Raw genomic sequence first — 12,069 nt, forward strand, 5'->3', positions numbered from 1 at the left:
TAACCGGGCCAGCCGCTCTTCAACATCAAAGAAACCAGGCTGCTTCATCTGCCATCATCCCCAATCAACGCAGGAGAGATGGAATCACAGAGGAACCCTCAAATCCAGAAGGTTTTTCGAACCCTCCCGCTGTGTCTCCACGACCTGCGTCAACATGCATTGATTGGATATGATCGGAATCCAGCTCACTCTCGAATGATAGAAATGATGGGAGTACCGCTTACCCGTGAAATGTTTGCATTCCGTTCGGATAGTGATCTTGCGCAGCTTGCAGCGTTACGTGCGGGGTTCGGTATTGGTGCAAGCCAATTGGGAATTGCTAGACAAGACAGAAATCTCGTTCCCGTTCTTCATACCGACCTGCTTTTCTCGATGGATGTTTGGGTTGCAATTCATCCCGACATGCGCAGAGACCGTCGAATTCGACTGACGTTTGATTATCTGGTGAGAGAGTTGACGCATTATGCAAAGACTAGTCGTCATGAAGCGTAATCGCATCTTAGGAATAGAGAATATCAAACTGCGCTACCCTTCTTCATGCACTCTTGCGGAAGAGGTATTTCCTGGAACGCAGGAGGATCTGCCATAGAACACGGCGCCCCCAGAGCGAAAAGCGGTTTGATGGGACAAACAACTGGGAACGCAGAGCGATGAATCTCTGATGCTTGCGGACAAATGGACGCATCCGGGCCTCGAACATTTGCAGCGCACCATCAACATCGTGCGGACAGGCCGCAAGAGCTTCACCGAGAACCTGTCCACCAAGCATACCGGCTGAAGCCCCCATGCCTGAATACAGGGTCAGACACCAAGCTGAATCCCCAAGAAGCAGAACGCGACTTTTCGACCAACGGGGCATTTTGACCATCTGAACGGAATCAAAAAGAAAGTCATCCGTTGTTGCCAGATCCTCAAGAGCTTTGGAAATAATCCCACCCACATCCAGGTCGGCAAATATCTGACGCAGCGTGGAAAGCGGGTCTTTTCTCGAGGCTCTTTCCGGATTTCTGGTTCGGTATGAGAAAAGTGCGGTTGAGGGACGTCCTTCCAGCGGAAACACAGTCAGAGTGCGCTTTACATCTGCGACCATAAGGCCATCACCAGCTTTGAAGCCCTCGACGGGCCGCGCCAGGGGAAAAGCACACAGCATCGTGCCAACTGAATGGAAGAATGCCTCATCTGGGCCGAAGACCAGTTTGCGAACGGTCGAGCGCACTCCGTCAGCACCAATCACAAGATCGTAGTCTTCCGTCGTTTCCTCACCGCCGTCTGTTCGGAGTGTGACCTGCGCTTGTGTATCGCCATTCACAATCGCCGAAGGTACGGTACTGAACCGGACGTCCACCTGCCCTTCAATTCCGTGCCAGAGAGCTTCTTCGATATCTCCTCGCAGTACGGCGATCGGCGCATTCGTCTCTTGCGTCAGATCAGCAATGCGTCTGCGCGTGCCATCCTTGCGCACATCCCAGAACCGGATGTTATCCGGGGTTCTTTTTTCCATGACATCCAGCACGCCTAAAGCCGAGGCGGCATTTTTGCCTTCATCGCGCAGACCGATGAAATAACCGCCTTTTCGCCGTTCCGGAGCACGTTCAATAATCACCGGTGTCCAGCCCTGACGCTTTAAGGCAATAGCAGCAGACATACCGCCAATACCGAGACCTACGATCAGTGCGCGCTGTGTCATATAATGCATTTCCAAGGAAGGTGGCATTGTCCATCTGAACATTGCATAGATTGGAGATGGCATCAATCTGAACAATGTTTATATGAATGATCAGGAGACGGTATGAGTGGGGCAGCCCGAGACAGCTATCATCATGGCGACCTGAAAACAGCGCTCATTGTAGCGTCGGAGGAAATCATTCGAACGGAAGGTGTCGAAGGGTTTACCTTAAGGAAGGCCGCCAAATTTTCTGGCGTCTCTCCTGGAGCTCCCTCACATCATTTTAACGGCACGAAAGGGCTTTTGACCGCTGTCGCCATCCGGACTTTCGAAAGGCTTGGAGCCGAACTGAATGCTCTCCCCTCATCTGGCAGACCGGCTCAGGATCTCCGCACACAGGCGCTAGGGTATGTGACGTTTGCGGCTCTTAACCCGGGGCTATTTCGCCTGATCTGCCGTGTTGACCTGATCGATTTCAAGGATCCTGCCTTCATGCAGGCCTCCTTTGAAGCACTCACCCGATATGGACACGCAGCAGCCGCATATTTTGGACAGGAACCACCAGATGTGAACAAGCGTGTCTTTCGCCCACACATGGCCAGCGCGATGGCGACCGCCCACGGGTTGGCGCATATGGTCATAGAAGGCCGACCTGCGCTCTTGTTCGATACACCCGACCCGGTCGGTACCTTTATCGAGACGGCACTTCCCTTAATTCTGCTGGCAACATGGCCAGATTAATGTATCCAGCAGACAGAAGCGTCGCCTGAAAATTCCGGCTAAGGCCTACGAGTCAGATATTCTCGCCAGTGAATAACCCTTTGCAAAGCGGACATCGCCAGTTGACGTGGAGCGCGCAAAAAATTGGAGCACATGCATCACACCCAAACGACCAGAAAAAAATTTCCATCTGGCGCAGTGCGGCAAGCCTCTTTAAATGAAGAAGAATGATGCAAAGTGCATGGCAAAGTAGAGGAGTTCTGGTCTTTTGGCCGCTGGTTCTGCTTGCCATCACTATTCGCCTCAGCGTTGGAAGTCTGCCTTTACCACAGTCCCTTCTCGATGATCCGTTAAAACAGTTCGCCAACCTGTCGACCCTTTGCGACAGTCAGGACCTTGGTACGCATACCCCTGATCATCATCACGCAGCGGATGTTGGTGATGGCATTGCGGTAATCGACGACCTGTTGACGATCCTTCTAACCGGATGCGTCGTTGCTGTTTTTCTCGCGGTTTATCTAACAAGCCGTCACGTTTTCTGGTGTTTCCCGCCAGTAAGAGGTCCTCCCTTGTGGCGGCTGTCGGGCATTTATGCTCAGGGTCCTCCCCATCTGATCTAACACTGAATGAGCGCCTTTCTCGTCTCTACGATGAAAGGTTTTCTGCGTTTTTTAGATCAGAACAAAGAGATGACAATTTCTTTTGAATCAAGCCGTCCTCTCGGCTCGCTCGTGCTTGGATGCGTTTTCCTAATGGGCGTCCCGGCTCAGGCTCAACGCCCTCATACCCGTCCCCGTAAAGCCGCGATGGCCAAATCCGTGCCGCATCAGAGCCAAATTTCTGAAAGCATCATCGTACGAGGCGCCGCGCGTGGCTCGGCACTTCTTCACCCAACCGGTGAAACAACATACAGCGCAGAACGTGCAGATTTCGCGAACAAAGCAGCCCAGACCGTGAGTGATATGGTCGCAACCATTCCCGGTGTGACGGTCCTACAAGGCAATGGGCCGCGTGACAGCGTCGTTTCCGTCCGTGGGTCGGGCGCACGTCAGTCCTATGGTCTGAAGAACCTTCAGGTCACGGAAGACGGGTTTCCCATGACGCAATCCGATGGTACGGCTCGGGCAGATTTGATCGATCCGCATGCCTATGAAGGCGTGGACGTCTTTCAGGGACCAGCCTCTACGCTGTACGGTAATTACGCGATTAACGGGGCAATCAACTTCCGCACACGAAATGGGTCTGACATTCACGGTCTGGAATTGGGCTCAGACTTTGGCAGCTTCGGTCTGTTCAATAACTACATAACGATTGGTGCAGGCAATAAACGCTACGACTTCATGCTGTTTGGCAGCGATGTGCGAGGCAAGGGCTTTATCGCGAACAGCCAGTACAACACGTCTACCGAGAATATGCGGCTACGGGTTAGTCTGACCTCATCAGATCGCCTCATTCTAAAATTCGTTAATAACGTCACGGATACATCGCTGCCGCTACGCCTCTCTCTCAACCAATTCCGCAGTAATCCCTACCAAAATAGTTGCGCAAATGCGGCATCGGCTGCTGCTGGATGCGCTTCGGTCAATCTTCTGGTGAATGGTGCTTATGGGCCTCGCCAAACGATGAGTCCCCAGCAGGCAGGGCTAGGACGTTTTGACAGACGCACCATTGTGGGGCTTCGATGGGAGCATGACTTCAATCCAAGAACAACCTGGCGTACCCAGTTTACCTACGATCAACGTCATACTGATCAGCCAACATCGACAACGGCTTTTGTAGGGCCGTTTAATTCCTATAATTTGCAGACGGATCTGACGAACCGTGGCCGTATCGGGAAAACGCCCTTGACCAGTTTTGTCGGTGCCGGCTTCGACTACATGGATTATGGCTATCAGGTTTATAATCTGACCCCGCAAGGCGGCGCGACACGCGGTGCTTTGAATTCTACGTCATACGGTCATCAGTGGAACATCGGCCTCCGCTTTCAGGAAGACTGGCAGTTTTCTCAGCTTTGGCATGCTGTGATCGGACTTGGTGGCACGCAATCTGATGTTGGAGCAGTTCAGACGCTCTACAATAGATCGGCAAGTTCAACCTCTCTGCACAATATCACGGCCAATCGACGCTTCTTCAATCTCGCACCTGAAGCCTCGCTAGTTTATACGCCAACCAAAGACTGGACTTTGCACGGTCGTGTTGGAACAGCCTACGCCACGCCCGGCTATTCCAGTTTTTTTGTAACTCCTCAGGGAACCTACGGAAACAACACGCAGCTCAAAAGCGAAACAAGTCTCGGTTTTGATCTGGGAGCCGAATGGCACCCGTCGCCCAGCATCAATATTCAGGCCACTGGCTTTTATGAGTTCTACAGGAACGAACTTGTCAGCCAGTCGGCGGGTATCAATACGCCCGCAGAAAGTTATACCTTCAACGCCCCGGCCTCAGAGCATCGTGGCATTGAACTGGGCGCAACATGGCAGCCATTGCGCGCCTCTATGCCAGGTGGGCGGCTGAAGCTGTCTTATACCTATGACAACCAGATCTACACAAAATACAGCGAGACCCTGTCCAACAGCACGATGGCGCGAAGTTTCTCGCGGAAGGGTAACCTCATCCCTGGTGTCATGCCGCATTTCCTGAATGCGCGTGTTCTCTATGATCAGCAAGACGGATGGCTGCAGGGGCTGGGAGGCTTTGCAGAAGTGACATGGAGAAGTTCCTTTTACCTCGATAACGCCAATACTCTCAAGGCCCCCTCCTACGCATTGCTTAATCTGGAGGTTCATTACAATCCTCCAGAGCGTCTGGGCTGGGCTCACCGTCTGCACAGCTACTTTGAAGTGCAGAACGTAACCAATCAGGTTTATGCCGCTGGTGCGACTGACATCAGTGATACACTCCTCTCAACCGGACAGCAGGCTGGGCGGAGTGTTTTGGCCAATAAAACAGGATCCATCTACGCTGGATCGCCGAGAGCGTTTTTTGGTGGTGTGCGGATCAAGTTCTGAAGGTATCCATGATGATGAACGCTTCCAGAACCCTATTCTGGCCCGATTATCGGACGATCTGGCGATGGCATTTCTTTGCTGGCCTCTTCTGTCTACCCTTTATTATATTGCTGTGCCTCACAGGGTCAATTTACCTGTTCAAACCGCAGGTGGATCATTGGATCGACTGGCGTTACGATCATCTCGCAGGCGGTGCGACACATTCAACTCCGGTACAGGAAGTCAGAACGGCACTCAATGCTGTCCCTGGCAGCCATTTTCTAGCCTATGAACTTCCGGAGACGACTTCAAGCGCTGCCCGGGTGATCGTTGATCGCCAAGGCACAGCCATACGCGTGTATGTTGATCCGACATCATGCGTGGTTCTCAAACAGGTTCCTGAAGAAGAACGCTTTGAGCGCATCATCTTCAAACTGCACGGCCAGCTGTTATTGGGAAATACTGGCTCCATCATCATGGAAATGGTGGCGTCCTGGACAATCGTGCTGATTGCTACGGGCCTGTATCTTTGGTGGCCACGCCGTACACAGGACTTGGCGGGTATTCTTTATCCACGGATGACCCGAAACGGTCGTGTCCGATGGCGAGACCTCCATGCGGTAACAGGATTATGGGTCTCCTCGTTTTTGGTGCTTTTTCTGGTTTCCGGCTTGCCGTGGTCTTTTGTTTGGGGGCACGCTCTGGCTCGTGTGGAAACACAATTCAGCCGCCTGACCTCGGTTCCCGACTGGGAAATCGGGGCTGTTTCTGAACATAATCGGATTGCAGGACGCCCGGTCTCGCCTCAACATATCGATACAATGCCAGGTATGGATATGGGGCCCACCGCTATGTCGGACAGTCCCCTTCCAGACAATCTGAACCGAGTTGTGATGGCTGCTTTGCAACTCGGGTTTCCAGCACCTGTTCTCGTCACGCCTCCTTCAGCGGGAGAGACAGCGTGGGCCGTTCGTTCAGACACGCAAAACCGTCCAAACCGCATCAGTGCACTCGTGGATCCCTCCGGGTCGGTACGATCAGTCCATCGCTTTGAAGAAAAAGCACTGGCTGATCGCGTCATCGGATATGGAGTTGCAGCACATGAGGGACAGTTGTTCGGGAAAGCCAATCAGCTCTTGAATTTTCTTGTAGCGGCCGGACTACTCACAATGAGTACCGCAGCACTCGTCTTGTGGTTCAGGCGCAAACCACCAGGAGAACTGGGAGTGCCGTCTGTCGATCCCAGCCAAAAGATTGGTGTGGGAGCTGTGGTTGTCCTGATTGTACTGGGACTGCTCCTGCCGGAACTTGGAGCCTCTCTTTTGCTTCTCTGCCTTGCAACCCTACTCTCACAAGTCGTCAGCCATCGCCGTCACTAACTGGCAGGAACGAAACGCCGTAGTTGTGTAGCGATTTCCTGTGGGCTTGTGTCGACTGGCAGAACAGACACAAGCCGATTGTCACCATCCATCAAATACAGAACAGAGCTGTGATCCATAAGATAGTCTGAGGACATATGATTTGCTGAGGCGCCACGACGTCGCGCCATGACGTGAAAACTTTCAATAACTGCGTGAATCTGAGATTCCGTTCCCGTAAGCCCAACGATGTCAGGAGAGAAATGACTGACGTAATCGGCAACAATCTCAGGGGTATCACGCGATGGATCAACCGTGATGAAAAGCGGCACAATATGATGTGCCTCTTTTCCCATAAGATCGAGAGCCTGCGTGACGGTCTCGAGGGTTAACGGGCAGACATCTATGCAGTGCGTGTATCCAAAATAAATCAGCGTATAGCGCCCCTGAAACTGGCGCTCGGTGATAGTATGGCCACGCGTATCGATAAGCGTATAAGGGCCGCCCAAGGCATGTGCAGTTCGATTAAGAAAAATGCCGCGCATCCCGATTGCCCCGAGAAAGAGAACCGCGATGATCACCACTGGAGCAACCAGTTTCTTTGCTTCATTGAGACGAGCGGGTTGTTTCTGAGTAGGTTGCTTTGATTTTTTACGCTCCCCACCGCGGTTTGGCATAATATCCTCCCTTAACATATCATCCTAGCACACGAAGCATGCGATGCGCATAACTGGCTTTGGAGCTACAGAAGGGACAACCACAGCATTGTCCGCCTCTTCCGTCGCCGCATAGAGCGACCTGCCAAAGGCATCGTTCCCACTACGTTTCGTCTGCTCTCCCGCAGGACGCGTCAATCGACCACGCGCCATGGGACTCCACGGAACGAGGCCCACGCCCTGATCCCTGCAGAGAGGGATCATCTCGCGTTCTTCTTCCCGGCAAAGCAAATTCACGTAATTTTGCATGCTGACGAACCAGGTCCAGCCATTGGCCCGCGCCACCTCCTGCACCTTAGCGAATTGCCATGCGAACATTGAGGATGCACCGATATTACCGTACCTTGCCAGCCTTCACGCTGTCATGAAAGGCTTCCATCGTCTCCTCGATCGGAGTCCCGTAGTCCCAGCGGTGAATCTGGTAGAGATCAACATAATCGGTTGCAAGGCGTGTCAGGCTTGCGTCTATCTCAGTCATGATCGCTTTGCGGGACAAGCCCTTGCGGTTGGGGGCTGCACCGCCTTCCAACATACGCTCCGGGAAGAATATCTTGGTTGCGATGACAACCTCATCGCGGCGGGTAAACTCCTTGAGCAGCTTGCCGACAATCACCTCGGACGTGCCGGCCGAATAGCTATTGGCGGTATCGAAGAAATTGATTCCCTGTTCCACGGCCCGCTTGATGATCGATCGGCTGTCATCTTCTCCAAGCGTCCAACTGTGGACACCCGCATCTGGCATGCCAAAAGTCATGCACCCCAGGCAAAGACGTGAAACGTTAAGGCCGGTCAATCCAAGTTTTGTATAATCCATGAATTGTCCCTTGATGTGAGTTGTCGGCATCGGCGCTATGCGGAAGGGAAGCCATGTCTATGCGCCGTCCAGACAACTGCGAGAGTTGTAGCGAGCAGGCAAAGCATAGCCGGCGCAAAGGCTCCAACACCGATCTTGTCGAGCAGAAAGCCACCAATGATCCCGCCGCCGGCGATCGCCATATTCCAGGCAGTCACGAGCATGGATTGCGCGACATCAGAAGCGTCACCTGCCGTATTGGCAAGCGCAGTCTGAAACAGCGTGGCGGCTCCTCCGAAGGCAAGCCCCCAAATGGCAATAGCCCCGTAGATGACCGCGGGCACATCATTCCAGACAGCAAGTGCCAGCGCGGCCAGCCCGAACAATACAGCGCTGGCAAGTGTCAATTGGCGCAAGTAGCGGTCGATCAGGATACCGATGATCCAGATTCCGGCCAGCGATGCCATGCCGAAGATGAGAAGCGCAAGGTCGGTTTTCCGGGCCATGCCGACGGAGGCAAGGAACGGTGCGATATAGGTGTAAAGGACGTTGTGAGCTAGGACAAAAGTCAGTGTTACGAACAGCACCGGCCGCACACCCGCCATGCGGAATACAGGACCGAGCGAATGGCGTTTATCTGCTGCCTGCCCCGGAAAATCCGGTACCTTCGCCAATACCCCAAGAACCAGGATCAACGTCAGAACACTCATTAGCCCGAAGCAGGCACGCCAACCGATCGCGGCGCCGATCAGGGTTCCCGCTGGAATACCCAATGATAACGCCAAAGGAGTTCCCACCATCGCAACGGCAATGGCCCGGCCTTTCAGGTGATCCGGCACCATGCGGGCGGCATAACCGGCAAGGAGTGCCCATAGTAATCCGGCCGCAACACCAGCAATGAACCGGACAACCAAGGTCAAAACATAATTCGCCGAAATGGCTGTCACGATATTGGCAACGGCGAAGCCAATGATGGCGATCAGCAGCAGGGGGCGACGACGCATTCCCTGTGTCGCCGCTGTCAGCGGAATGGCTGCGCTTAGGGAGCCGATAGCATAGATGGTGACAAGCTGCCCCGCGAGGGCTTCGGAAATCGAAAGGCTCACGCCAATCTGGGGCAGAAGGCCCGCCGGCAGGGCTTCAGTCAAGATTGTGATGAAACCCGCCACGGCCAATGCCAATAGCGCAATGAGAGGGAAGCGTTCGGAAGCAGTGGGGGCGCGCCTAGTATCAGTAATGTTTTCGGGTTCGGTTGTAACTGCCATTGCTCTGCCTGTGTAAAAAGCCGGCAAACGCTGGCCGTTTCCGACGCGAGCGCCGATCCTCCGGCCATGACTCTGACATGCAGGCTAAACATGCTGGCCAACTGCGATAATATGTCTATAATTCACAACATATCGGACATATATTCCTCAATAGGTTGATGTCATGGATAACCTCGGCTCCCTCAACGCCTTCGTCCAGGCGGCGGAAACTCGTAGTTTCACAACGGCAGGCAAGCAGCTTGGCCTATCATCTTCGGCCATAGGCAAAGCTGTCGCCCGACTGGAGGAGCGGCTCGGAGTGCGGCTTTTCCATCGCTCCACCCGTACCGTGACATTGACGCCGGAAGGCGCGCTATTCCTCGAACGCTGCCGCCGCATCTTCTGCGAAATCGAGGCTGCGGAACTGGAATTATCTCAAACCTTAAACGAGCCGCGCGGCAAGCTCCGTATCAGCCTGCCGCTGGTAGGCATGTTGATGATGCCGACGCTTTCCGCTTTCATGCGGGCTTATCCCGATATTGAACTGGATCTCGATTTCACCGATCGGCTGGTTGATGTGATTGACGAGGGCTTCGACGCGGTGATCCGCACGGGCAAAGCTAGCGACTCCCGCCTCATGACGCGTGTGCTTGGCCGATTCCGTTTTAAGCTGGTCGGATCGCCGGACTATTTTGCCGAACGCGGCGTTCCCGAGACACTCGCCGATCTCTCCACTCATCGAGGCCTGCGCCACCGCTATCCTAGCACCGGAAAGCTGGAGGAGTGGCCGCTCGCCGCAAGACGAAACGGCGCTGTCAGCGAACCGCCAACGGCCGCTACCTCCAGCATTATCGAACCGCTGGTCTATATGGCCGAACAGGGCTTGGGCATCGCCTGTCTGCCAGATTTTGCCATCCGCGAGCAGGTGGAAGCCGGAATCCTCATCAGCGTTATGGAGGATGCCGTTCGCAACTCTTGTATCTTTCGTGTCCTTTGGCCTTCAAGTCGCCAACTCTCACCCAAAATCCGGATCTTTGTGGATTTCATGGCAGAGAGGTTGTTCAGTGATCCGCACTCATTGCGTTTAGCATCCGTTCGAACAGGACCGGGTTCGGCTTAACGGCGATGACGTGTATTGCCCGCCAGGCCGCATAGAGAGAAAAGAACCCCATATTCGCCCCCACATCCACAAACGCGTCGTCTTTTGGAAAATGGCTGCGCAACCATTTCAGCTCGCGATGATTGTAGCACGCACCGCAAGCCGCCAGGGACCAAACTCAGATGGCAGAGCGCGCCATTGTGCACCGTTCTGATGATGCCAAAAAACGGACTTCTTCAATCAAAGGTTCCTAGACAAACCATGCGGTATCAGACAAGATAGACTGCATCATGCTCATCATAAGTAGCTATGCAGTCCGTTCTACCATTCGAGTCCTAACAAAACCTAAGATATTTTCTAAAAAAATACATTCCTTTAAAATATAGCAGAAAATGTTAAATTTTATTATCTTTAAATTTAAAATGAAAACACTTTTTATAAATAATTTCTAGAAAATTATTTGATATTTACCTGTCTTTTTCTGAATTCTCTCTATCGAGTATAATTTCTTTACGGTCCACACCCCATGCATATCCAGAAAGCGCGCCGTCACGACGAATAACGCGATGACATGGAATTGCGATAGCGAGCTTGTTAGCAGCGCAGGCTTTGGCAACTGCCCGTGTGGCGCGTGGCATACCAATATATTCCGCAACAGCAGTGTAAGACCATGTTTGCCCAAACGGAATATCGCGGAGGGCCTGCCATACTCTTCGCTGAAATGCTGTACCTCTGATATCCAGTGGCAGATGCAGTCCGATTTTGGGCGCTTCAATAAATCCGACAACCTGAGCCACAACCGCTTCGTAGTCCTCTTCGGCACCGAGTAAGCGAGCTTTCGGAAACAGATCCTGCAGTTGGCGAAGAAGAGTTTCTGCATCATCACCGAGTAAAATAGCGGCTACTCCTGTGGCACTTGAAGCCACGAGCAGATCACCGAGCGTGGTCTTTGCAATCGCAAATTTAATGTCTTCGTCGGTTCCTCCTTCTCGGTAGCGTGACGGTGTCATACCAAGCATGGCACGAGACGTTTCGTAGAACCGACCACTGGAACTGAAGCCGGAATCGTAGATCGCATTGGTGATAGTTGCCTCGCACGCCAACGCCGCGCGAACGCGCTTTGCACGATGTGCGGCAGCATAGTCCTTGGGTGTGAGGCCGGTATGAGCCTTGAAAGTGCGATGAAAATAGCTACTGCTCAGGCCAACCGCCTGCGCAAGATCTGTCAGGGAAAGACTTTCTTCACTTTCCTCGATAAGACGACAGGCTGTCGTCACGGCTGCGGCGTTCTTCATTTTGCAGGTCAATCGTTGCGTTCAAACCTTCATCAGAGCAAGTTCTTTTCTGTACGCGCCCGATCTGGAGGGTTCGAAAAACCTTCTGGATTTGAGGGTTCCTCTGTGATTCCATCTCTCCTGCGTTGATTGGGGATGATGGCAGATGAAGCAGCCTGGTTTCTTTGATGTTGAAGAGCGGCTGGCCCGGT

At 53.2% G+C, this 12,069-nt stretch carries 13 protein-coding genes; 6 read left to right on the forward strand and 7 right to left on the reverse strand.

What is annotated here, in order from left to right; translation table 11 throughout:
- Positions 1–78 precede the first annotated feature (78 nt).
- Positions 79–492 carry a LysR substrate-binding domain-containing protein gene (locus J4P41_RS15145; protein ID WP_426067762.1) on the forward strand — a complete coding sequence of 138 codons (414 nt, stop codon included), beginning with the start codon at positions 79–81 and terminating at the stop codon, positions 490–492.
- 43 nt (positions 493–535) lie between these two features.
- On the opposite strand, the gene J4P41_RS15150 is transcribed toward J4P41_RS15145, so the two are convergent.
- Positions 536–1,687, reverse strand: coding sequence for an FAD-dependent monooxygenase (locus J4P41_RS15150; RefSeq protein WP_426067763.1), 1,152 nt, complete (start codon positions 1,685–1,687; stop codon positions 536–538).
- 102 nt (positions 1,688–1,789) lie between these two features.
- Here J4P41_RS15150 and J4P41_RS15155 point away from each other — a divergent pair, with 102 nt between their 5' ends.
- From J4P41_RS15155 to J4P41_RS15170, 4 genes are all read left to right on the forward strand, one after another.
- Positions 1,790–2,407: a TetR/AcrR family transcriptional regulator gene (locus J4P41_RS15155; protein ID WP_426067764.1), complete on the forward strand. Its 618-nt coding sequence runs from the start codon at positions 1,790–1,792 to the stop codon at positions 2,405–2,407.
- Between the two features lie 206 nt (positions 2,408–2,613).
- Positions 2,614–3,006 (forward strand): hypothetical protein, encoded by a 393-nt coding sequence (locus tag J4P41_RS15160; protein ID WP_023941808.1) that lies wholly within the window; start codon positions 2,614–2,616, stop codon positions 3,004–3,006.
- Positions 3,007–3,075: 69 nt separating this feature from the next.
- A complete protein-coding gene (locus J4P41_RS15165; protein ID WP_426067765.1) occupies positions 3,076–5,394 on the forward strand; it encodes a TonB-dependent receptor family protein in 2,319 nt (772 codons plus the stop codon).
- 8 nt (positions 5,395–5,402) lie between these two features.
- Complete coding sequence (locus tag J4P41_RS15170; RefSeq protein ID WP_426067766.1) at positions 5,403–6,752, forward strand: PepSY-associated TM helix domain-containing protein; 1,350 nt, start codon at positions 5,403–5,405, stop codon at positions 6,750–6,752.
- Here the strand turns inward: J4P41_RS15170 and J4P41_RS15175 are convergent.
- Genes J4P41_RS15175 through J4P41_RS15190 form a run of 4 tightly spaced genes read right to left on the reverse strand, consistent with a single transcriptional unit; the run spans position 6,749 to position 9,505 of the window.
- Positions 6,749–7,408 carry an SCO family protein gene (locus J4P41_RS15175; protein ID WP_426067767.1) on the reverse strand — a complete coding sequence of 220 codons (660 nt, stop codon included), beginning with the start codon at positions 7,406–7,408 and terminating at the stop codon, positions 6,749–6,751. The two genes, J4P41_RS15170 and J4P41_RS15175, sit on opposite strands and share 4 nt — an antisense overlap.
- Before the next feature lie 24 nt (positions 7,409–7,432).
- A complete protein-coding gene (locus tag J4P41_RS15180; protein WP_426067768.1) occupies positions 7,433–7,765 on the reverse strand; it encodes an aldo/keto reductase in 333 nt (110 codons plus the stop codon).
- A 16-nt stretch (positions 7,766–7,781) separates the two neighbouring features.
- Entirely contained in the window at positions 7,782–8,261 is a 480-nt protein-coding gene (locus J4P41_RS15185) for an aldo/keto reductase (RefSeq protein ID WP_426067769.1), read from the reverse strand.
- Between the two features lie 35 nt (positions 8,262–8,296).
- Positions 8,297–9,505: an MFS transporter gene (locus tag J4P41_RS15190; protein ID WP_426067770.1), complete on the reverse strand. Its 1,209-nt coding sequence runs from the start codon at positions 9,503–9,505 to the stop codon at positions 8,297–8,299.
- A 163-nt stretch (positions 9,506–9,668) separates the two neighbouring features.
- On the opposite strand from J4P41_RS15190, the gene J4P41_RS15195 reads away from it, so the two are divergent.
- A complete protein-coding gene (locus tag J4P41_RS15195) occupies positions 9,669–10,604 on the forward strand; it encodes a LysR family transcriptional regulator (protein ID WP_426067771.1) in 936 nt (311 codons plus the stop codon).
- A gap of 446 nt (positions 10,605–11,050) precedes the next feature.
- Here the strand turns inward: J4P41_RS15195 and J4P41_RS15200 are convergent, their stop codons facing one another.
- Both J4P41_RS15200 and J4P41_RS15205 read right to left on the reverse strand, forming a co-directional pair.
- Positions 11,051–11,878, reverse strand: coding sequence for a methylated-DNA--[protein]-cysteine S-methyltransferase (locus tag J4P41_RS15200; protein WP_426067773.1), 828 nt, complete (start codon positions 11,876–11,878; stop codon positions 11,051–11,053).
- The coding region (locus J4P41_RS15205) for a hypothetical protein (RefSeq protein ID WP_426067775.1) at positions 11,826–12,069 on the reverse strand (244 nt) is incomplete at its 5' end. The genes J4P41_RS15200 and J4P41_RS15205, both read right to left, overlap by 53 nt.

The organism is Gluconobacter sp. NFX36 (assembly GCF_049887835.1).
GTDB lineage: Bacteria > Pseudomonadota > Alphaproteobacteria > Acetobacterales > Acetobacteraceae > Gluconobacter > Gluconobacter japonicus_A.

Coding starts and splice junctions, on each gene's coding strand:
- J4P41_RS15145 (WP_426067762.1), top strand. CDS start 79: ATGGAATCACAGAGGAACCCTCAAATCCAGAAGGTTTTTCGAACCCTC.
- J4P41_RS15150 (WP_426067763.1), bottom strand. CDS start 1,687: ATGACACAGCGCGCACTGATCGTAGGTCTCGGTATTGGCGGTATGTCT.
- J4P41_RS15155 (WP_426067764.1), top strand. CDS start 1,790: ATGAGTGGGGCAGCCCGAGACAGCTATCATCATGGCGACCTGAAAACA.
- J4P41_RS15160 (WP_023941808.1), top strand. CDS start 2,614: ATGATGCAAAGTGCATGGCAAAGTAGAGGAGTTCTGGTCTTTTGGCCG.
- J4P41_RS15165 (WP_426067765.1), top strand. CDS start 3,076: ATGACAATTTCTTTTGAATCAAGCCGTCCTCTCGGCTCGCTCGTGCTT.
- J4P41_RS15170 (WP_426067766.1), top strand. CDS start 5,403: ATGATGATGAACGCTTCCAGAACCCTATTCTGGCCCGATTATCGGACG.
- J4P41_RS15175 (WP_426067767.1), bottom strand. CDS start 7,408: ATGCCAAACCGCGGTGGGGAGCGTAAAAAATCAAAGCAACCTACTCAG.
- J4P41_RS15180 (WP_426067768.1), bottom strand. CDS start 7,765: ATGTTCGCATGGCAATTCGCTAAGGTGCAGGAGGTGGCGCGGGCCAAT.
- J4P41_RS15185 (WP_426067769.1), bottom strand. CDS start 8,261: ATGGATTATACAAAACTTGGATTGACCGGCCTTAACGTTTCACGTCTT.
- J4P41_RS15190 (WP_426067770.1), bottom strand. CDS start 9,505: ATGGCAGTTACAACCGAACCCGAAAACATTACTGATACTAGGCGCGCC.
- J4P41_RS15195 (WP_426067771.1), top strand. CDS start 9,669: ATGGATAACCTCGGCTCCCTCAACGCCTTCGTCCAGGCGGCGGAAACT.
- J4P41_RS15200 (WP_426067773.1), bottom strand. CDS start 11,878: ATGAAGAACGCCGCAGCCGTGACGACAGCCTGTCGTCTTATCGAGGAA.